This is a genomic window from Paenibacillus sp. JJ-100 (genome assembly GCF_948329825.1).
Taxonomy (GTDB): Bacteria; Bacillota; Bacilli; order Paenibacillales; family Paenibacillaceae; genus Paenibacillus.
Window position 1 is genome coordinate 994,036 of record NZ_CAOJCM010000002.1, and the last position, 20,171, is coordinate 1,014,206.

The following is a 20,171-nucleotide window of genomic DNA, read 5'->3' on the forward strand; positions in this document are numbered from 1 at the left end:
TTCCGAACCGTATATGCTTTCTCTTCTATAAGTTACATATTTTCATGTCATGTGGACTAGAGTCTCATGCATACAATAGAAGGAAGATATTGCGCCATTACCGTAAAGCATGAAAGGAGGCCTGAACCAATGAAGGTTGGATTTATCGGAACCGGCAGCATGGGCAGCCTGTTGATCTATGCCCTGATCCAATCCGGTGCACTTGAACCCCGTCAGATTGCAGCAAGCAATCGAACTCCATCCAAAGTACGTCAGCTTTCCCTCCGTTATCCTGGGCTACACGAATCACAGAGTAATCGGGAAACGGTGATTCGCAGCAACATCATCTTCCTGTGCGTGAAGCCGCTGGAATTCAAACATGTCATTGATGACATCTTGCCTGTTGTGAATTCCAATCACATAATTGTCTCGATCACCAGCCCTGTACAGTTGCGCCATCTGGAAACTTCACTCCCTTGCAAAGTCTCCAAGGTTATCCCCAGTGTGACACACCAGGTTGGCAGCGGAGCAACCTTGTTTATCCATGGCGAACGTATGACTGTAGAAGACCGCTCTATACTCGAAGGATTGATGAGTCATATTGGTAAACCCTATCATGTGGATGAAGCCTGTACTCGAATCACATCTGACTTCTCCAGCTGCGGCCCCGCTTTCATATCATTTTTCCTGGAGCAATGGATCGACAGTGCTGTACGATTAACAGGTATCAAGCGAGCAGATGCCTGTGCTCTTGCCAGTGAGATGCTGGTTGGTACAGGTAAGCTGCTCACCGAAGGAGGTTATACCCCGCAAGAGCTTCAGGCTCGTGTCGCGGTACCTGGCGGAATAACCGCTCAGGCACTTGCACTACTCAGAAATAACTTGGATGGTGTATTTGACAGCCTGATTCACACAACACATGCAAAATACGATGAAGATTTAGTCAAGCTGGATGAGGTGTTCCGTGCCAGCGAAATCAACCGGCAACAATATTAACCAGTTTCCCTGGAACGGCAATGACTTTACGAATAGTCTTGCCTTCCAGCACCTGCTTCACAGGTTCCAGCTCCATGGTGTAGTCCTGCATTCCCTGTGCATCCAGATCTTTCGCAACTGTGGTGCGGGTTACAATCTTCCCATTGACTTGAACCACGATTTCTACTTCTGCATCCACCGTCATCGACTCATCATACTCCGGCCAAGCTACGTACGTAATGCCGCCCTCATGTCCAAGACGACTCCACAGCTCCTCTGCCATATGCGGTGCCAGAGGGGACAGCAGTTGTACAAAGCTTTCCATCGATTCGCGAGGAAGAGTATCCGCTTTGTATGCATCGTTGACGAAAATCATCAGCTGACTAATCGCTGTGTTGAAACGCAGATGCTCCAGATCTTCAGTAACTTTTTTGATCGTTTTGTGAGTCGTCCGTTTGAACTCATCCGTTCCACCATCAACTGTAATTTTCTCATTGATCTCACCAGTATCTTCGTTGATGAACAAACGCCATACACGGGAAAGGAAACGATACATCCCCTCTACCCCATTGGCATTCCAAGGTTTGGTTGCTTCCAGAGGCCCCATAAACATTTCATAGAGACGCAGTGTATCGGCACCGAATTCGTTAACAATCTCATCCGGGTTAATGACGTTACCGCGAGATTTACTCATTTTTTCATTGTTGGTACCCAGAATCATCCCCTGGTTGACCAGTTTCTGGAACGGCTCTTTGGTGTGGACCACACCCAGATCATACAGTACTTTGTGCCAGAAACGAGCATACAGCAAGTGAAGTACTGCGTGTTCTGCTCCACCGATATACAGGTCAACCGGCAGCCATTGCTGCTCTTTCTCTTTGGAGATCAGTTCCTTATCATTGTGTGGATCGATAAACCGCAGGTAATACCAGCAACTTCCTGCCCATTGCGGCATGGTGTTCGTTTCACGGCGAGCCTTCATACCCGTTTCCGGATCTACTGTATTCACCCAGTCCGTAACGTTGGCCAGTGGGGATTCACCTGTGCCTGAAGGTTTGATCTGGTCGATATCAGGCAGCAGCAGAGGCAATTGATCTTCCGGCACTGTCTTCATCGTTCCATCTTCCAAGTGCAGGATAGGAATCGGCTCTCCCCAATAACGTTGACGGCTAAACAGCCAATCGCGCAGACGGTACGTTGTTTTCCCTTGTCCTTTGCCATTCTCCTCCAGCCAAGCAATCATCTTCGCTGAAGCTTCCTCATTATTCAAACCGTTCAGGAATTCGGAGTTTACGTGTGCACCGTCTCCTGTGTAAGCCTCTTTTGAAACATCTCCGCCTTCGATAACTTCGATGATATTTAAATCAAACTGCTTCGCAAATTCCCAGTCGCGAGAATCGTGTCCCGGAACAGCCATAACAGCACCTGTACCGTAACCAGCCAGTACATAGTCCGCAATCCAGATCGGCAGTTTCGCTCCATTGACCGGATTGATGGCATACGCACCTGTAAACACGCCTGTTTTCTCTTTTGCCAAGTCCGTACGTTCCAAGTCACTCTTGCGCGCAGCCTGCTCCTGATATGCTTTGACTGCCTCGCGCTCCGTTTCAGACGTGATCACTTCCACCAGTTCATGCTCTGGAGCCAGCACAGCAAAGCTTGCACCGAACAATGTATCTGCACGTGTGGTGAACACTTTAATGACTTCTTCACGTCCTTCGATGGCAAATACGACCTCAGCACCGGTTGACTTACCGATCCAGTTACGTTGCATGTCCTTGATGCTTTCCGACCAATCCAGATCCTCCAGATCTTCCAGGAGACGCTCTGCGTATTCTGTAATTTTCAACACCCATTGACGCATCGGTTTGCGCACGACCGGATGTCCGCCGCGTTCACTTTTACCGTCAATAACCTCTTCGTTCGCCAGCACCGTTCCCAATGCTTCACACCAGTTCACCGGTACTTCATCGACATAAGCCAGACCTTTTTTGTACAGTTGGATGAAGATCCACTGTGTCCACTTATAATACTCAGGATCTGTCGTGCTGATCTCGCGATCCCAGTCATACGAGAATCCAAGCGATTTAATCTGACGACGGAAGTTGTCAATGTTACGGAATGTAATGTGGCGCGGGTGCTCGCCCGTATCCAACGCATGCTGCTCTGCAGGCAGACCGAAAGCGTCCCAGCCCATTGGATGCAGAACATTGTATCCGCGCATACGTTTGTAACGAGAGATAATATCTGTCGCCGTATATCCTTCCGGGTGACCTACGTGCAGTCCCGAACCCGATGGGTATGGGAACATATCCAGTGCGTAAAACTTCGGTTTGGAAGGGTCCTCACCTGTTTTAAACGTTTTATTTTCATCCCAGTATTGTTGCCAATTTTTCTCCATCACTTGCGGCTGATAGCCGTGCTTCGGCTGATGATTCTCACTCATCTATATTCCTCCTTCAGGTTGAACGCGCTTCAATAACAACAAAAAAACCTCAGCATCCCGTAGCGTTTGCAGCGCTAGGGACGAGAGGTTGAATTCCCGTGGTACCACCCTAGTTAGCGGATGAACGTGCTTCGTCATCCACTCCCTTTAGACCTGTAACGGCGGTTAACCGATGCGGATTTCCGGTTCCGTACAGTAAGCACAGAACGGTGTAATCACCGCATTTCTCCAAGGTGAGTTCGCAGAACACTGTCAATCGGCTTGCACCAACCGCCGACTCTCTGTCATGTACAGCATTTACTACTAATCCTTATCATCGAAAGATGTATACAATATAGGAAGCATTATATAAAAATGCAAGCCCAAAGTCAATATCGCGTTTTACAAACTTGTAGACGTTAATTAACCTTCATCCAGCATTACTTATACAGCAACTAGTTATACAGCACTAGTTACTTCATTTTCCGAAAACGTTCAATCCCATCCTTCAAATTATGAATGGTCCAGTTGATATGCTCCTGATTATCATACTGACGGTAGTCACATTCGATGCGCAGGGCTAGGTCAAAATACAAATCGTACAAACTTCTGCGCTTTTGCTCATTCTCTGTCACGACCTCGCGGCCATACCCTTTCAGGAATCCTGGAGTATAGTTAAAATGACTGAAATAATGCTCCATCAACGGATCTCCCCATAACGAACGTTCAAAATCAATAATAGCTGTAATTTTCTTATCCTGCACCAACACATTGCCATCCCACAGATCCCAGCTAATCAGAACGGACTCCGTCACGTCATCCAGTGCATCCGATTTCTGCTCTATCAAATCTCTCAGTTCGTTGTACTCTATCCCGATATCAACCTCCGCCTCCTGCCCATCGACGAGCATATCGTCCATTAACATCAAGAAAGCTTCTTTCCACGTCTTACGTTGTCTATCTTCCCCCGAAAAATAACCGAAACGCTTCCCCTTAATCTCGTTAATTCGCTGATTGTAACAGCCCAGCTGCTGCTCAATCTCTTCCTGTTCTTTTACAGTGAACTGCGTTTTAACCTGGTTATACGGACTGCCTGACATGTATTCCATAATGAAGAATTGCGCGGGAGCCAGATGAAGTGAATCATCATAAGCAAGTACTTGAGGGACAGGGACATTCTGGAGTTTGGCAACAAGCCGGAGCGCTTCCACTTCTGCCGTCATCAGATTCTGTTCACAGCGCATCAACCGGGTCGCAGCCGAGGGTGCAATTTTCAACACAACTTCCCTACCGTCAAGAAGCTTCAACTTATAAGCATGATTCGCCCAACCGTCTACCATTTCCTCATATTCCTGAATGTTCGCATGAAGGTGATGCGTGATAATCTGGTCCAACTGTTCTTTGGACAACCTCGTTTTATATGTACTTTCCATCTGGATAACCCTCCGCTACTGGAATATGGTCTTTCCTTAGAAAACGCTTTCTATTTATTATGTCGTCCTTTCCTTCAAGCAGCAATACCTTTTATCATATCGGATCAAAAAAACTGCCCTAGCAGCATTCGCACTCGCTACAGAAGGACAGTTCATTTTGGGTTCAAGCTATTTAGACATCATTAATCCGATTGATTCCTTATTTTATCGCCACGTAGAACAAGCGCTGTGCGCTATCTCCAGCCTCTTTCCACTCAAAGTCTGCATAGACTTTCACATCTCGAAAGCCCGCTTTACTTAATTCCAGCTTCATCCAGTCCGGGTCATAGGCGCGCTGCACATGAACTTCCTCAAATCGTTGATATGTGTCCTTGTTGCCATCATCCAACCGAGAAAAGATGCTCAGATGGTGCTCGATCTCACACCGTTCCTGGTCAAGATCACACGTCCAGATATACGAAACCGATCTCTCATCTAATACAAAAGGTTGTTCCTCATCATACCGTATCAATGTATTTGGATGATGCACATCAAACAGAAACGAGCCTCCCGGCTTCAACATTTCATATGTCCGTTCAAATGTACGAATGACATCTTTTGATTCTAGCAAATAATTCACACAATCACAGAACGAAATGACCGAATCGACAGGTTCCGGCACTCTCCAATCGCGCATATCCTGCTGCACCCAGCGCACACTGCCTTCCCGGTACAAACGGTGTCCCTGAGGCGTCGCTTCCATTTTACTACGCGCAACAGACAGCATATCTGCCGAGAGATCAATGCCTGTTACTTCAAACCCGGAATTCACTAGTGGGATGGTGATTGACCCCGTTCCACAGCCAAGCTCGGCAACACTTTTGGGCATGCCATGCTGCTCCCAAGCCGTTCTTGCAAACCTGATCCAATCTGGATAAGGCATATCTTCCATTAATTCATCGTAAACGTAGGCAAATTTACGGTAAGACATGTCGGCACCGCACTTTCAATTCATTTACTTCTCTTCTTGCTGTGATGTAGGAGCAGATTCGGACAGATACGTCCAGTTTTCTTTTTGAACCACCAGTCCATCTTTCATCAGCTTACCGAGAGCACGTTTGAATGCGGATTTACTGATGCCAAAGCGTTGCTTGATAATATCCGGCGGTGTCGCATCCGAATAAGGCATACCACCCATAGGACGCTCTTTCATAAAAGCAAGCAGCTTGTCCGCATCTTCGTTACGTCCAACTTCTTTGCGTTGTGTCATGGCGAGATTAACACGCCCATCTTCACGCACCAGCGTAACCCGGCATTTCACCTTTTCACCCAAACGCAGCATATGGCTACGCTCCGAGGAATGGATCATACCAATCGCGCCAAATCCAAGCACACCACCATCAACGAGAACAAAAGTCCCCATCTGAAGTGGCTTGTACACAAGAGCCTCAACCCACTCATTCACCCACGTTGTTGGTGCGTGGAAGGCAAGCGGTGCAAGTTCGCGTTCTCCAGCCAATTTGGCACGTAAACGTCCTTGCTTGTCATGCTCCATAATGACGAACACTTCATCCCCAACTTGTGGACGCAGTTCTTCGAGTTCAGGTAACTCGCGAATTGGAAGCAGCAATTGGCGTCCGAGGCCCATTTCCAGGAAGCAACCCAGTCGTGGATGCACATCCGCTACTACCAGTTTCGCCATTTCGCCAAGGGTAAGGTAAGGCTTTTTCATCGTAACCGCCAGACGATCTTCTGTATCGAAGAATACAAAAACCTCCAGCGTTTCACCAATTTTGATATCCCGAGTCAGCTCGGTATAGTGAAGCAACACGTCTTCCGATCCTGTCGTCAAAAAGTAGCCGAATGGAGATACTTCACGTGAAACCGGCAGAGAGACGACTGTTCCTGCAATCAAACTCATACCGGTTCCACCACTTTGGCGTCAGACCAGAGACGCTCAATGTTGTAATACTCACGCTCATCACGATGGAATACGTGAACGACCACATCACCAAGATCCATCAGTACCCAACGTGCGGAGTCCATACCTTCAATGCCTTTAATTGTCACACCAGCTTCGTGAGCCTGTTTGCGAATCTCTGTTGCAATTGCCTGCACCTGAGTATCGGAATTCCCGTGGCAGATCACAAAATAATCAGCAACGAGCGAGATATTGTTCAGGTCAAGCGCTACGATGTTAGACGCCTTTTTATCATCAGCGGCGGTAACCACCATGTTCATAAGTTCTTTAGGTGAGACTGTCATGAACGAACCTCCATAATCTATAATTGTGCAATCAAATCATTACGTGAGAGCACAGTAAGCGGATAGATGACACGGCGCTGGGAGAGCAGCAGGCTGATTGTCGAATCAAAACCCGCAATTAAACCTTCCTCCAGACTACGCTGTGCCTGCTCACGAATATACTCTACACCCGGGAAATCTCGTCCCGGTTCAATATAATCGGCAAGGCAGACTACTTTGTCCAGCAGACTCATACCTACCCTACCAGAAGTATGCCACCGAATGGCTTCAATAATTTCGGAATCGGACACACCATAATCACGTTCGGCTACAAAAGCCCCCACTTCCGAGTGCCAGAGCTGCTTATCGTGTTGTAAGAGTTCCACATTTAAACTGTTGTCACGAATCACTGCTTCCATCTCAGCTACCGGCCAATATTTGGCCACGTCATGTAGAATCGCCGCTACATCCGCCTTTACCGGGTCTGCACCATACTTTTCAGCCAGAGCAACCGCTGATTCCATGACACCCTGTGTATGCTTCCAGCGTTTGGCTGGCATCTGAGCAGATACAGCCTGTATTAACTCCTCACGGCTTAGTGCCATATAAACCGCCCCTTACAATGTAGTCATGAACTGCATCCGGAATCATAAAACGCACGGAATGCCCTTTCGCAAGACGCCTGCGAATTGCCGTGGATGAAATATCAACCAGTGGCATTTCAGCCATTAGCACCCGATCTTGCAATGTTTCTGGAAGATCGTCCAGATGTAGTTGAAAGCCTGGACGTCCAACACCGATAAAGGTCAGTTTAGACACAAGCTCTTCAATCTCTTCCCATTTTGGAAGATAATTCACCATGTCCGCCCCGATAATGAAAAAAAACTCATGCTCGGGGTGACGGCGCCATAGTTCACGCATGGTGTCAATGGTATACGATACACCGCCAAGTTCCATCTCGATGCCCAACACTTCATATTGCGGAGCATCCTTTACAGCCGCTTCTGTCATCTCCAGTCGCTGCTGTCCCGTTGCACCTGCTTCAGGTTTGTGAGGCGGGACATGGGACGGCATAAACCATATTTCATCCAGTGCATGCGAATCCCTTGCCGCTTCAGCTGCAAGCAGATGCCCCATATGGATCGGATCAAACGTACCACCCATGATGCCGATCTTCACCGCGCCACGCTCCTTATCTTGGAAGTTCAATTTGTTTATTGTCACGAGATTCTTTATACAGAATGATTGTGCTGCCAATCACTTGTACTAGCTCGCTGCCTGTTTCACGAGCAACCTCTTCAGCAATTTCATTTTTATCATCCAGGTTGTTATTCAACACTTGCACTTTCATCAACTCACGCTTCTCGATAGCTTCTTCAATGTGGCGGAACAGATGCTCATTCGTGCCCCCTTTACCAATCTGAAATACAGGGGTCAAATGATGTGCTTGTGACCGCAAAAAGCGCTTTTGTTTACCAGTTAACATGAATACTCCATACTCCTTATGTTGAGCAGGTCCCCTATCACAACCCAAAGCTGTTGGGTGACCTGGCCGTTCAATTATAATTTGAAAAACTGTCCAATACTGCACGTCTCATCGTGTCCACCGGAGCCGGAATGCCAAGCCAATGCTCAAAGGCAATAGCACCTTGATAAATAAACATTCCCAGTCCTCCATGAACGACGCAGCCGCGCATACGGGATTCTTGCAACAGACGGGTTTCCAGAGGGTTATAGATGAGATCGCTGACTGCTGCTCCTTCGCGAATCCAGGTAGGATCAACCGGCACCTCACCCACATGTGGATGCATCCCCGCTGCGGTCGTATTAATAACAATATCTGCCTCAGCAAGTACAGCTTGTGCGTTTTCCATTCCACTGCCACCGATCTCTCCCAGACCATGACCGCGTAAATCCGCAGCAAGAGCGGTCGCCCGGTCGGCTGTACGGTTCAGAATATTGATCCGCTCGGGCTTCTCCTGCGCCAGCGCGTAGATTACCCCTCTTGCAGCACCGCCTGCGCCAAGCACGGCAATTCGCTTCCCCTCAATATGAGGAACAGCCTCTTCTTTCAGGGAACGGACATAACCCATTCCATCTGTATTATACCCTGTCAGCGTACCATTATCGTTCACAATCGTGTTTACTGCCCCGATTAATCGGGCACTTTCATCAATAACGTCAATATATTGCATTACCTGCTCCTTGTGCGGGATCGTGACATTCACACCACGGTAACCTAGTGCAACGATTCCCCGAACAGCAGCTTGCAGTTGATCCGGCTTCACATGAAGCGGCATGTACATTCCATTAATACCCGCAGCCTGCAAAGCAGCATTATGCATTACCGGCGACTTGGAATGGGCAATCGGATCACCCATGACACCAAGCAGCACAGGAAGTAAAGAATTGAACTTATTCTCTGCCGACATGGATTACCCTCCAATCAGATCCGTTGTTCGAATGTCAAACCTATACCCAACTAGATCAAGGAAGGACGAATCTGTACCCGTATCCCTTTTGGAACATGAACTGCAATCAAAGCACCGTTATCACCGTTAACCTTGATCCAGCCCAGACCAGAGATAAAGACATCAGACTGGCTGCCCCGTTTGATCCGGAATTCATGTCTGGTCCATTCCGGCATCTCCGCTGCGTCTTCTCGTGTTGGCGGTGACAGCAATTCTCCCAGATGTTCACGGTATAAGTCGTCCGCTCGCTCCAGCTTCGTCCGGTGAATGTTTAACGCCGTGCTGATAAAGCAAGTGAACGATTGACGCTCCCCTTCAATAAAATCAAACCGGGCCATGCCGCCGAAGAACAGCGTTTGACCAGAATTCAATTGATACACCGCAGGTTTAAGCGGTTTCTCCGGCATAATAGCAGCCAGATCCTTACGTGAAACGATCTCGCTAAACCGCCATGGATACACAATTCCTGGTGTATCGATAATATATTTACCATCATCTAGCGGAATGTTCACCATATCCAGCGTTGTTCCCGGATAGCGAGAGGTTGTCAGTTCCTGTTCCAGATCGCTGTAGTCTCGAATCAAGCGATTAATCAGTGTCGATTTACCAACATTGGTTCCACCGACAACGTACACATCCCGATCTCCACGATACGTGCCCACAAGCTCAAGCAGACGGTCAAAACCTTGATTTTGCTTCGCACTGCATAGAACCACATCGACTGTACGAAGTCCCTGTTCTTTGGCTTGTTTTTGTACCCAATTCCGAATCTTATTCCAGTTAGTTACTTTAGGGAGCAAGTCCGTTTTGTTCACAGCAAGCAACACCGGGTTGTTACCAACAAAGCGTTGCAAACCGGAGATAATACTTCCATCAAAATCAAACAAATCAACGATATGAATGACAAGTGCATCCTTATCCCCGATTTTGCTGAGCAGTGCCAGAAACTCGTCCTGATCTACCGTGACAGATGATGATTCATTATAATTTTTGATACGGAAACAACGCTGGCAGATGACCGGTTCACGGTCAAGTGCCTTCTCTGGAACAAATCCGGGCAAGTCCGGATTTTCCGTTTGTAGATTCACGCCGCATCCACTGCATCTTACGGCAATGCTGCCGTTATGCGGTTCTGTCATTTCTTCTTTTCCTCCTCAAGCCATAAGCCTTTCTTACGCAAACTTGACAGCGCAATTCGTTCTACTCTCCGATTGAAACGCGTCATAAAGCCCTCATCCCCTATGGCAATTGGCAGCACCAGAACTGTATACAGACCTAGCCTGTTCCCTCCATAAACGTCAGTGAGCATCTGATCCCCTACAACAATGGTTTTCTCGGGCGTAAGCTCCATCATGTTCATTGCTTTACGAAACGGTACATTGGATGGTTTACGTGCACTATGCACAAACTGGATATCCAGCGGAGTTGCAAACAGGGATACGCGATTCAGATTGTTATTGGACACAATCATCAGCTTGAATCCGACCTCTTTTACACGCGCGAACCATTCTATCAATTCGGGTGTGGCATCAGGTGCTTTAGCTCCAACAAGTGTATTATCCAGGTCAGTTATAATTCCACGATAGCCTTGAGCGTATAGTTCTTCTAAATCAATATCAAAAACGGTGTCTACGCGCAGTTTGGGCAGTAACATTTTAAACAAAGAAGTCACCTCAGTTTCATACGACACACTATATCACAAATCCGTCTTTCCTGAAAATGAAAACACCTTTTATCATTATAAAAAAGGAAAAACGGGACGGGCTGCACTTTATGCCCGTTCCGCTTTCAATTCCTTCCGCAGCTTCAAAGCTGCCTGATAGACAACCTTCCAGTCATCAGCGGTTACGGTCGCTGGACTGTAGCGGGTCTGTTCAAACTTCGTAAGTAGCTCTTCTAATGTCTTCCGAGCTGATGGTCTGAGCTCACTCCATCGGGTCACAGACTCACGAAGTGTTTCATCTCCACTACGAGTCAATCCTTGCCTTCTCGCATAACGAATCCAGCGCTCTGTCTCAGCCAGCACCTTCTGTTCAGGTGTCAGCGGTCTGCCTGTTCGCAGACGAAGCAGCAAGAATCGCATGGAGAGACGGTTACGCCAGAACATGTAAGCAATCCACAGTAGGATAACAGCGCCTGCAATCCAAATCACAAAGCCTGGAATCGCAGCTGTAGTCTGCTCAGGAGCCGGTGTTTGTTCTTCTTGAACTGGCTCTTCTTCTGGCTCATCCTCCGGCTGATCAGCAGGCTGGACATCCGGCGTTTCGGTCAGTAGGGGCATATCAAAACCCGGTGTTGCCTCAACCGGAATCCATCCATACTCACCAAAGTACACTTCTGCCCATGAATGCGCATCTGCATTTGTCACGGTATAGGTTGTCTCAATTGGTGCACCGGGCTGACGTGGAGCCTGCATTTCCGAATTCAGAGACATCTGTCCAGGGGCGTACCCCTTAACCCATCTGGCTGGAATACCTTCCGATCTTGCCATCATTACAAGCGCAGTGGAAAAGTAATCACAGTACCCTTCACGAATATCAAATAAGAAACCCTCGACAAAATCGTTACTCACTTTCCGGGATAAATCCGGATTGTTCGTGTAATTGAAGTTTTGTTGTAAATAGTCTTGCAGTAATGCTACTTTTTCATACGGTGTATCTGCGGAAGCTGTAATTTCGGCAGCAAGATCCTCTACCCGCTTAGGAAAGCGGGACGGCAACTGCAAGTATTGGTCATCTGCGGGATTATTTGAATACAGAGCTTCAGCTGATTTGGTACGAAGCTCATCTTCTACGATAATTGGCACTTCTGATACAACAGTGTAGCTCTTGGGATACTGCGGTTGCTGACGCGACGTGACCACATGTAACTCAGCACGCTCGGCGTTCCAAAGCATACGATCCGCTCGTTCTTCACCGTCTACCGAACTTATCTGAGAGATGGAATATGCTCCGAACAAGATTGGATACACGGTGTCATTCAGCATCGTCACTTTCTGCGTGATCTTTTTCGTATTAACCGTACCAGTCTGTTCATTCTCCAGTGTCTCACCGGCTCCTACATTATCCATAGATGAACGTCCAGGTTCATCCCAACCTGTGCCCGTATATTCAGAACGCGTTTCACCGCGCCAGTAGCTTCGATCACTGGTCGTAACCGACATCACAGGGGTGTAATCAAAGTTAAATCCTCCGCCAAGCTGATTGTCCTCTCGGCTGTATCCCGACTCCGTTGCCGTAGGAATATCCAATACTCCATTCCCTGACTGACTTGCAGATGTTCCCGTGTAATTCCGCCAAGCGGTGTACGGGTCCGTCAAGGTTGGTGGAATTTCTGGCATGTTCACACTGGCAACAATAATTAATGAGAAAATGATAGCAATATTCGCCAGTATTTTATAAGGATACCGAATCATTCGTTTCCAGCCCTGCGGGTACTGCAGTTGATAATTTCGGAAGTGCTGACATACAAGCCAGCCCATGCCCGCAAACATCACCCAGGCGATCTCAACCCAGAGGGGAATCTCTGTAAAAGAATCCAGAATACCCATAGATATAATATTTATTCCGAGAAACACAAGAATGCGGCGGGTTGAGTTCACAAGGCGAAGCGCCGCCTCTAACATCACCCATGCACACAGAGAAAACCAAATATACGGAGGCATATGCAGAATAAATTGCTCCGTGCGCTCTGTTAACGTGCCATAGGGAATGTACACATTGTACTCAATTAACGTTTTATGCAAAAGATACAAAACCACGATGGCTTTGACGATCGTTCGATACAGCACTTTAAAGGGAAGGATAACCTCCAAAATACATATAGCGGCCAGCGTCCACAGCACCAGCGAAGTGGTCTCCGTATACCAAGACTCCTGAGTAAACGATAACCATTGCAGAGCAATGAGAAATATCCAGAGCAAGGATGCCGCATGGTACCATGATCTTTTTAATCCGAAGCCTTCATTTCTTCTGGCGTTCATACCGAACCTCCCCCCATGACCGTTGGAAGCTCTTGCAGGTGAGCAACGGTGAATGATCTCGTGCCCCTGCCACGCAGCATGGCGTTCCATTCCTTACTTTGGCGGGATTCCGATGAAGCAATCAAAATGTGACATGGAGTCATGCCGCGTGTATCTGCCCAGCGTAGCAGTTCCAGTATTTTTTCGTCTTTCTGTGGGGAAATGACGACAAAATAGGCTCCCTGCGGAAACTGACGGGCTATTTTCTCCACGCTGGGAAGCAGTGAAGCGTCCTCTCCATTGTGTTGAACGTCGACTAGATGATGCATCATCTTTTGGCGTTCCATCAAACTTTCACTTGGCGGCATAAAAGAGGATTTTTTACCCAAGGTTAACAGCCCCATCCCCATGCGTTCTCTTGTTCCATACTCCAAGAGAGAGGCTGTAGTAGACACGGCCAGCTCAAACGCTTCTCCGTGCGGATAGCTTCCTGCCATGGCATCCAAAACCAAAACCGTTTTGGGTACTGATTCATGCTCGAACTCTTTCGATTTCCAAGTGCCTGTCTTGGCTGTAGCGTTCCAGTGAATTCGAGAAAGACGATCCCCATAAACATAGTCACGCACACCATTAATCTGGGTTGTTTCCCGGCGCGAACGTGTCAGAGCCGTCTGCGGTCCTGACAAACGTGACTTGCGATCATACAGCTGCCAATATGGAATAAACACCGTGCGAGGTAACACACGAAACTCTCCGCTCGCCTGGAATGTCCCTCGATGTTCAATTAGTCCAAAAATATCCTCACTGGCACATTCTGTTTCCGAAAAAACATACTTTCCCCGCTCAAGCGGCGGGGTCTGAAAGGACAGTTCACCTGTTCCCCGCATACTCGGGATCAGACTCTCCTTAAAAGACCACGATTCTCCATTATGTCGATGCAGCATCTCACGGACAACCACATAAGGAAGCGGAAGAAATCCTGGAATGGTCAAGCTAAGCTTCACCTGAACTTGATCACCGGCATGAAGCAGTTCTTCATGATCCTGTCCGGAAGAGAGCCTGCGTACGCCCTGAGCCCGTTTCACTCCGCTGAAGCCAGCGATCGCTAGGTACACGCAGAGCAGTGTTACCATGGACAGAAGCATAAGCGAGGTCTTTCCTCCCTGAAACAATACGTACGCCAGACAGCACATCCACACCACTGCGATGCCCCATACGCGAGGGTGGCGCAGGCCTCGATTGACTGTAGTCAAAAGCAGCCTCATCAATTATTGCCCCATCGATACAGGTACACGAACCTGCTGTAATACTGCGTTCAGAACTGCTTCTGAATTCATGCTGTCCAGTCTGGATTCAGGACGAAGAACGATACGATGTGATAATACATAGGGAGCCATCGTTTTCACATCATCAGGCAGAACATAGTCTCTCTCCTGCAAGAAAGCAAAAGCTTTTACAGCCATCATGAAGGATATCGCTGCTCTTGGGCTGGCGCCAAGCAGTACAGATGGGTGGTTGCGCGTTTGGCGAACAACATCCAGCAGATAATCCATCACAGGATCTCCAATAAAAACTTCCTTAATCTCCTGCTGAATTGCTGAAATCTGATCCATATGGGTTACCGATTCCAATCGGTCTACTGGCTGTCCGGATTGATGCTGTTTGAGCAATGTTTTTTCGATATCCTTATCAGGATATCCTAGACTAATTTTCAACATAAAACGGTCAAGCTGCGCTTCAGGCAGCGTATATGTTCCTTCAAAATCAATCGGGTTCTGTGTTGCGCATAGCATGAAAGGATGGGGAAGATCATAGGTGTCACCGTCTACGGTTACACTGCGTTCTTCCATAACCTCCAGCAGTGCAGATTGCGTTTTAGTCGTTGCGCGATTGATCTCGTCTGCGAGCAATATATTAGTCATGACCGGACCCGGGCGGAAATAGAAACGCTCGTCCTTCGGATGAAAAACAGAGACACCCGTAATATCACTCGGTAAAATATCCGGATTACATTGAATACGTCGGTATTCACCGCGCATGGATTTCGATAATGCTTTGATTAACTGTGTTTTGCCCGTTCCCGGTACATCTTCGATAAGAACATGTCCGCCTGCAAGCAAAGCTGTGAGTAAAAGTTGAATTTCAAAGGACTTCCCCATAATGCAGGATTCCAGATTAGAACGAACTGCAGATATGATTTGGATCGACTCATTGCGCACAGGCATTTGTGGTCTAACCTCCTAAAAAAGCATACAGATTTCCTTTTATTGTACATGATCCAAGGTCATGAGTACACTCGGAGAAAGTCACAATTTGTTTCCAGTCGTCAGACTCACGCATTTATCGCATGAAAACGACAAAAAAGCCCCAGATCATATTGATCCGAGGCTATTGCTGATTTTTATAATAGTTAACCTTTTGGCCGGACAACAAGTGCTGCAAGAAACGAAAAAATAATCGCTGACGATATCCCTGCTGCTGTTAGGTCAAAAATACCGGTGATTACGCCGATCCATCCCTCTTTTTCCAGTTCAGTTAATGCGCCATGTACCAATGAATTACCGAAGCTTGTAATAGGTACCGATGCCCCTGCACCAGCGAACTTTACCAGTGGGTCGTATAGACCAAATGCATCCGCGACAGCTCCAGCAACCACAAGTGTACTCATCGTATGTGCAGGTGTTAATTTCGCACCATCCATCAACAACTGTCCTATGACACAGATCAGACCACCAACGATAAAAGCCCATAGAAATTGCATCTCTTCTATTCCTCCTGTTCAATAGCTACCGCATGTGCAATACACGGAATGCTCTCACCTTGCTGGTATGAGAGCGGAGACAGCAATGCACCTGTTGCAACAACAAGTACTCGCTTCAGCTCACCTTTTTGCATCCGGTTCAGGATGTGACCATAAGTAACAGTAGCTGAACACCCGCAACCACTTCCTCCAGCAACGACCTGTGGTTGCTTCTCACGATCATAGATCATCAGCCCGCAATCGTTGAACACTGTCTGCTCCATTGGAATCCCCTCTTTATGCAAGAGTTCCTTCGTAATAGGCAAACCGACAGATGCCAGATCCCCTGTCACAATGAGATCATAATATCCTGGCTCCAGTCCCGTATCTCTGAAATGGGAAATAATCGTATCTGCCGCTGCCGGTGCCATCGCTGCCCCCATATTGAACGGATCTTTAATCCCAAGATCCATAATCCGACCTATCGTTGCTTTAGCTACAATCGGACCTTGACCCGAGCGGGATATAATGCCACAACCGGAACCGGTGACCGTGTATTGTGCATATGGAGGCTTCTGAGAACCATATTCCGTCGGATAACGAAACTGCTTCTCTACCGTGCAGTTATGACTTACCGTACCAGCAAGCACATAGTCACCGGCACCAGAATCCACAATCATGGAAGCCAGGGCTAACGTTTCCATAGAGGTAGAACAAGCTCCAAATACACCCAAATAAGGTGCCCCTAGCTTTCTGGCTGAAAACGAACTGCTAATAATCTGGTTCATCAGATCTCCACCAACAAAGTAATGCAGTTCTTCCTTCGTCAGATTCGCGTTCACCAATGCTAGCTGAGAGGCTTGTTCAAGAAGTTTACGCTCTGCTTTTTCCCACGTTTTCTCACCGATCTCCAGATTGTCATAGATATAATCAAAATCAGAAGATAACGGCCCCTTACCCTCATCTGGCCCTACAACAGCAGCTCTGCCTATAATTCGCGGCCGATGATCATACTCCCATGTCTGCCGACCTAACCGTTTCATAGATGACCACCTCCGAATCCAAGAAAGGCGTACACAATCCCGATGACAAACGCTGCCACAACCCCGAATACGATGACAGAACCCGCGAGTTTAAACATATTCGCTCCGACACCAAGCACCAGACCTTCAGCACGATGTTCCAGCGCAGCCGAGCACATGGAATTCGCAAATCCAGTCACGGGTACACCTGTCCCCGCTCCTGCCCACTGCGCAATCTTGTCGTACACACCAAGGCAAGTCAAAATTACGGAGATCAAAATCAGAACTGCTACCGTTGGACTGGCTGCTTCTTTGGAAGTCATGTCCATTCCGGCCATAAAGGCTTCCTGAATGGCTTGTCCAATTAAACAGATGGTTCCTCCTACTAAGAAAGCCTTCAAGCAATTTTTGAGAATCGGACGTGAAGGTTCGTGCTTTTTAGCAACCTTTTTATATTCTTTTTCATCCATAGATAGGGACGAGGTTTTCTTCTTTCCAGTTGAAGATGGACCAGCCAAGTATATAACCTCCTTATATATTAAATGTTTCAGTTGCGGCTAAGTGCCTGTGTGAATCACTTCTATACATTGTTTGTCATTATCGGGAAGGTTATGTATCCGGCGAGGAACAGCATATGTTTCCAAAGATCAGGTAAGTCGAAATTAGAGGAGCTCACGCCGCTATTTTAGACACTCTTTGTGGTTATAAATAAAGAAGAATGATAACGAGCAAAATAAAAAGAACAATAAATAGCATCTTCTCACGACCTTCTTCAGGAGGTTTCATTGAATATCCCGACTCCTTCCCCTGCGTATGAACGTTATTTAAAGAAGAGTCTGGATCTCAAGAACACGACTCCCTTGTATAATCTATTCAGGGAAACGACTTGGTGATTGAGACAACAGCGGATGCAAAGATGCCAAATCCTAACTTTTTATCAAAAATTATGCCTTAAAAACGTGACATAAACATGGACAATCACTTGTACAAGGTTCATACTATAATGTGACCAGTGGTTAATAATGAGTCCTTTGAACGTAAAAAGGATACCAGATCAGTAGCCGTTCTACTGTGAACTGATTGATACATATGAACAGAGGAGTTGTTGACACATGAATGAAAAAACGCTGGATATGTTCCGAACGTTAACGGAATTCCCTTCCGCTTCCGGCTTTGAACGCGAATTGCGAGGCTGGATGAAAGAACAGATGTCCATGTATACCAATGAATTTGTACAGGATCGTCTGGGCAGTCTCTTTGGTGTTTTGCGCGGAGATGAATCTGGCCCGAAGGTCATGGTCGCCGGTCATTTTGATGAAGTCGGTTTTATGACAACAGGGATTACAGAAACGGGCATGATTAAATTTCGTCCGCTAGGTGGCTGGTGGAGTCAGGCCGTGCTGTCCCAACGCCTTCAGATCATTACTCCCGAACGGCGTATTACAGGTGTTGTTGGCTCTACCCCTACTCACTTGCTGGATGAATCCCAGCGCAGCAAACCGGTAGATCTGAATTCCATGTATCTGGATATCGGTGCTGACGATCGTGCAGAGGCAGAGTCGTGGGGGATTCATCCCGGGATGCAGATTGTGCCAATTTGCGAATTCACACCGATGGCCAACCCTAAGAAGATCATGGCAAAAGCATGGGATAACCGATACGGTGTGGGCCTAGCCCTTGAGCTGGTGGAAGCATTGCATCAGGAGAAGTTGCCTAACACGCTCTATTCGGGCGCGACGGTTCAAGAGGAATTGGGGTTACGTGGAGCACGTACAGCAGCCAACCTTATCCAACCAGACATTTTCTTTGCGCTGGACTGTAGTGCGGCGAATGACATGACGGGAGATCAGCAGTCCTTCGGTCATCTCGGTGAAGGCGCATTGCTTCGCATCTATGACCCGGGGATGTTCACGCATCGTGGTATGGTGGAGTATGTGAAGGATACTGCTTCCACCCACAAAATCAAGACACAATATTTCATCTCACCAGGCGGAACGGATGCAGGTCAAGTCCATTTAAGTGGTATTGGTGTACCTTCTACCGTAATTGGTATCTGCGGACGTTATATTCACACCTCATCTTCCATTATTCATACAGATGATTATGATGCAGCCAAAGAGTTGATCGTGAAGCTTGTGAAGGGCCTCGATCGCACAACGATGGACACGATTATTAATAACGCCTAATCTCGATCTAACTTCAGAGGTTACATTTCAAAATGTAGGGATACTTCATCGGATTTCTTTTCGGTAGGAGTATCTCTTTTTCTATTGTTTTCGCAAATAGATTAATGGTTAGAACATGTTGAATATCCGTTACATATGATATTAAACACATCAACCAACGGGGGACTTTGTATGGCTATGGGGAGGAATGGAAAATCCAATAAAGGTTCTAGAAAAACAAATGCCGCAAACACCCTTCTAAACGGCAATTTAAAAGGAAAACAACTTGAGCTAATTGTTGCAGCATTGTTGGTTAGTGGAAAATTAAGGGTGGATGCAGTCACACTATTTAGAGAAGCTACATTGGTTATAGAAGTAGTGGGCCAGTACAAAACACTTCAAAAAGTGCAGCCTTCCAATTCAGATAAACTCGTACAGTTTTTGGATGAAACCGGCGGCGATATGACCCTGAACGATGTGATTCAGGCTTTTCAGCAACGTATAAATTCCTAAATGCCAGGTAAGAAAGAGGTGGCTGTGATGTCTGAGTTTGATGGAGTCGGGTTTGCCAATATGTTGATTTTATTTATTCTTATTGTTTTATTTGTGTTTGGTTCTACAGATATCGAAACGCTTAGCGGTACACCTACCAAAGTCTAGAATGATCTGTATTCTGATTTGATTTTTATCGGAGTTTTATTTCAAAGAGAGACAGTGACCGCTTAGCCCCGTCTCTTGATCAGAACTTTTGACCTATAACGCCAGTCCATAAATGAT

Annotated in this window: 21 protein-coding genes and 1 other annotated feature; of the genes, 4 read left to right on the plus strand and 17 right to left on the minus strand. The window is 47.1% G+C overall.

Annotation, left to right across the window (positions count from 1 at the left end):
• Positions 1 to 129 precede the first annotated feature (129 nt).
• Positions 130 to 975: a late competence protein ComER gene (gene comER, locus PQG66_RS11085; protein WP_272037726.1), complete on the plus strand. Its 846-nt coding sequence runs from the start codon at positions 130 to 132 to the stop codon at positions 973 to 975.
• Here comER and leuS read toward each other — a convergent pair.
• The 17 genes from leuS to spoVAC all read right to left on the minus strand — a co-directional run bounded on the left by leuS (position 956) and on the right by spoVAC (position 17,699).
• Complete coding sequence (leuS, locus tag PQG66_RS11090) at positions 956 to 3,400, minus strand: leucine--tRNA ligase (protein WP_272037727.1); 2,445 nt, start codon at positions 3,398 to 3,400, stop codon at positions 956 to 958. The genes comER and leuS overlap by 20 nt on opposite strands.
• Before the next feature lie 73 nt (positions 3,401 to 3,473).
• Positions 3,474 to 3,726: a binding site (T-box leader), on the minus strand.
• A gap of 126 nt (positions 3,727 to 3,852) precedes the next feature.
• Complete coding sequence (locus PQG66_RS11095) at positions 3,853 to 4,812, minus strand: phosphotransferase family protein (protein WP_272037728.1); 960 nt, start codon at positions 4,810 to 4,812, stop codon at positions 3,853 to 3,855.
• Positions 4,813 to 5,011: 199 nt separating this feature from the next.
• Complete coding sequence (locus tag PQG66_RS11100; RefSeq protein ID WP_272037729.1) at positions 5,012 to 5,782, minus strand: class I SAM-dependent DNA methyltransferase; 771 nt, start codon at positions 5,780 to 5,782, stop codon at positions 5,012 to 5,014.
• Between the two features lie 24 nt (positions 5,783 to 5,806).
• Complete coding sequence (locus tag PQG66_RS11105; RefSeq protein ID WP_272037730.1) at positions 5,807 to 6,712, minus strand: CvfB family protein; 906 nt, start codon at positions 6,710 to 6,712, stop codon at positions 5,807 to 5,809.
• Entirely contained in the window at positions 6,709 to 7,056 is a 348-nt protein-coding gene (rsfS, locus tag PQG66_RS11110) for a ribosome silencing factor (protein ID WP_272037731.1), read from the minus strand. The genes PQG66_RS11105 and rsfS overlap by 4 nt, the downstream gene beginning before the upstream one ends.
• Positions 7,057 to 7,073: 17 nt before the next feature.
• Positions 7,074 to 7,640 (minus strand): bis(5'-nucleosyl)-tetraphosphatase (symmetrical) YqeK, encoded by a 567-nt coding sequence (gene yqeK, locus PQG66_RS11115; RefSeq protein WP_272037732.1) that lies wholly within the window; start codon positions 7,638 to 7,640, stop codon positions 7,074 to 7,076.
• Positions 7,624 to 8,214: a nicotinate-nucleotide adenylyltransferase gene (locus PQG66_RS11120; protein ID WP_272037733.1), complete on the minus strand. Its 591-nt coding sequence runs from the start codon at positions 8,212 to 8,214 to the stop codon at positions 7,624 to 7,626. Before PQG66_RS11120 ends, yqeK begins: the two co-directional genes overlap by 17 nt.
• Before the next feature lie 13 nt (positions 8,215 to 8,227).
• On the minus strand, positions 8,228 to 8,521 hold the full coding sequence (yhbY, locus tag PQG66_RS11125) for a ribosome assembly RNA-binding protein YhbY (RefSeq protein ID WP_272037734.1): 294 nt from the start codon (positions 8,519 to 8,521) through the stop codon (positions 8,228 to 8,230).
• Between the two features lie 70 nt (positions 8,522 to 8,591).
• Complete coding sequence (aroE, locus tag PQG66_RS11130; protein WP_272037735.1) at positions 8,592 to 9,467, minus strand: shikimate dehydrogenase; 876 nt, start codon at positions 9,465 to 9,467, stop codon at positions 8,592 to 8,594.
• Positions 9,468 to 9,517: 50 nt separating this feature from the next.
• The gene (yqeH, locus tag PQG66_RS11135; protein WP_272037736.1) at positions 9,518 to 10,645 is read right to left on the minus strand and encodes a ribosome biogenesis GTPase YqeH; all 1,128 of its coding nucleotides are present in this window, start codon (positions 10,643 to 10,645) and stop codon (positions 9,518 to 9,520) included.
• Positions 10,642 to 11,169, minus strand: coding sequence for a YqeG family HAD IIIA-type phosphatase (locus PQG66_RS11140; protein ID WP_272038144.1), 528 nt, complete (start codon positions 11,167 to 11,169; stop codon positions 10,642 to 10,644). Before PQG66_RS11140 ends, yqeH begins: the two co-directional genes overlap by 4 nt.
• A 108-nt stretch (positions 11,170 to 11,277) precedes the next feature.
• Positions 11,278 to 13,488 carry a transglutaminase TgpA family protein gene (locus PQG66_RS11145; RefSeq protein ID WP_272037737.1) on the minus strand — a complete coding sequence of 737 codons (2,211 nt, stop codon included), beginning with the start codon at positions 13,486 to 13,488 and terminating at the stop codon, positions 11,278 to 11,280.
• A complete protein-coding gene (locus tag PQG66_RS11150; RefSeq protein ID WP_442955076.1) occupies positions 13,485 to 14,720 on the minus strand; it encodes a DUF58 domain-containing protein in 1,236 nt (411 codons plus the stop codon). The genes PQG66_RS11145 and PQG66_RS11150 overlap by 4 nt, the downstream gene beginning before the upstream one ends.
• 15 nt (positions 14,721 to 14,735) lie before the next feature.
• Complete coding sequence (locus tag PQG66_RS11155; RefSeq protein WP_272037738.1) at positions 14,736 to 15,692, minus strand: AAA family ATPase; 957 nt, start codon at positions 15,690 to 15,692, stop codon at positions 14,736 to 14,738.
• Positions 15,693 to 15,877: 185 nt separating this feature from the next.
• On the minus strand, positions 15,878 to 16,228 hold the full coding sequence (spoVAE, locus tag PQG66_RS11160) for a stage V sporulation protein AE (protein ID WP_090914950.1): 351 nt from the start codon (positions 16,226 to 16,228) through the stop codon (positions 15,878 to 15,880).
• A gap of 5 nt (positions 16,229 to 16,233) precedes the next feature.
• Positions 16,234 to 17,250 carry a stage V sporulation protein AD gene (gene spoVAD / locus PQG66_RS11165; protein ID WP_272037739.1) on the minus strand — a complete coding sequence of 339 codons (1,017 nt, stop codon included), beginning with the start codon at positions 17,248 to 17,250 and terminating at the stop codon, positions 16,234 to 16,236.
• Positions 17,247 to 17,699: a stage V sporulation protein AC gene (gene spoVAC / locus PQG66_RS11170; RefSeq protein WP_272038146.1), complete on the minus strand. Its 453-nt coding sequence runs from the start codon at positions 17,697 to 17,699 to the stop codon at positions 17,247 to 17,249. Before spoVAC ends, spoVAD begins: the two co-directional genes overlap by 4 nt.
• 642 nt (positions 17,700 to 18,341) lie before the next feature.
• On the opposite strand from spoVAC, the gene PQG66_RS11175 reads away from it, so the two are divergent.
• The 3 genes from PQG66_RS11175 to PQG66_RS11185 all read left to right on the plus strand — a co-directional run bounded on the left by PQG66_RS11175 (position 18,342) and on the right by PQG66_RS11185 (position 20,054).
• Complete coding sequence (locus tag PQG66_RS11175) at positions 18,342 to 19,415, plus strand: M42 family metallopeptidase (protein ID WP_272037740.1); 1,074 nt, start codon at positions 18,342 to 18,344, stop codon at positions 19,413 to 19,415.
• A gap of 171 nt (positions 19,416 to 19,586) precedes the next feature.
• Entirely contained in the window at positions 19,587 to 19,907 is a 321-nt protein-coding gene (locus PQG66_RS11180; protein ID WP_272037741.1) for a hypothetical protein, read from the plus strand.
• Positions 19,908 to 20,054, plus strand: coding sequence for a hypothetical protein (locus PQG66_RS11185; protein WP_272037742.1), 147 nt, complete (start codon positions 19,908 to 19,910; stop codon positions 20,052 to 20,054).
• Positions 20,055 to 20,171: the final 117 nt, after the last annotated feature.

What these genes read in the sequence shown, in the direction of transcription:
- PQG66_RS11185 (WP_272037742.1), top strand. Translation starts at nt 19,908, where the DNA reads ATGCCAGGTAAGAAAGAGGTGGCTGTGATGTCTGAGTTTGATGGAGTC.
- PQG66_RS11180 (WP_272037741.1), top strand. Translation starts at nt 19,587, where the DNA reads ATGGCTATGGGGAGGAATGGAAAATCCAATAAAGGTTCTAGAAAAACA.
- PQG66_RS11155 (WP_272037738.1), bottom strand. Translation starts at nt 15,692, where the DNA reads ATGCCTGTGCGCAATGAGTCGATCCAAATCATATCTGCAGTTCGTTCT.
- yhbY (WP_272037734.1), bottom strand. Translation starts at nt 8,521, where the DNA reads ATGTTAACTGGTAAACAAAAGCGCTTTTTGCGGTCACAAGCACATCAT.
- leuS (WP_272037727.1), bottom strand. Translation starts at nt 3,400, where the DNA reads ATGAGTGAGAATCATCAGCCGAAGCACGGCTATCAGCCGCAAGTGATG.
- yqeH (WP_272037736.1), bottom strand. Translation starts at nt 10,645, where the DNA reads ATGACAGAACCGCATAACGGCAGCATTGCCGTAAGATGCAGTGGATGC.
- PQG66_RS11105 (WP_272037730.1), bottom strand. Translation starts at nt 6,712, where the DNA reads ATGAGTTTGATTGCAGGAACAGTCGTCTCTCTGCCGGTTTCACGTGAA.
- rsfS (WP_272037731.1), bottom strand. Translation starts at nt 7,056, where the DNA reads ATGACAGTCTCACCTAAAGAACTTATGAACATGGTGGTTACCGCCGCT.
- spoVAE (WP_090914950.1), bottom strand. Translation starts at nt 16,228, where the DNA reads ATGCAATTTCTATGGGCTTTTATCGTTGGTGGTCTGATCTGTGTCATA.
- aroE (WP_272037735.1), bottom strand. Translation starts at nt 9,467, where the DNA reads ATGTCGGCAGAGAATAAGTTCAATTCTTTACTTCCTGTGCTGCTTGGT.
- spoVAD (WP_272037739.1), bottom strand. Translation starts at nt 17,250, where the DNA reads ATGAAACGGTTAGGTCGGCAGACATGGGAGTATGATCATCGGCCGCGA.
- PQG66_RS11145 (WP_272037737.1), bottom strand. Translation starts at nt 13,488, where the DNA reads ATGAACGCCAGAAGAAATGAAGGCTTCGGATTAAAAAGATCATGGTAC.
- PQG66_RS11175 (WP_272037740.1), top strand. Translation starts at nt 18,342, where the DNA reads ATGAATGAAAAAACGCTGGATATGTTCCGAACGTTAACGGAATTCCCT.
- PQG66_RS11095 (WP_272037728.1), bottom strand. Translation starts at nt 4,812, where the DNA reads ATGGAAAGTACATATAAAACGAGGTTGTCCAAAGAACAGTTGGACCAG.
- yqeK (WP_272037732.1), bottom strand. Translation starts at nt 7,640, where the DNA reads ATGGCACTAAGCCGTGAGGAGTTAATACAGGCTGTATCTGCTCAGATG.
- spoVAC (WP_272038146.1), bottom strand. Translation starts at nt 17,699, where the DNA reads ATGGATGAAAAAGAATATAAAAAGGTTGCTAAAAAGCACGAACCTTCA.
- comER (WP_272037726.1), top strand. Translation starts at nt 130, where the DNA reads ATGAAGGTTGGATTTATCGGAACCGGCAGCATGGGCAGCCTGTTGATC.
- PQG66_RS11100 (WP_272037729.1), bottom strand. Translation starts at nt 5,782, where the DNA reads ATGTCTTACCGTAAATTTGCCTACGTTTACGATGAATTAATGGAAGAT.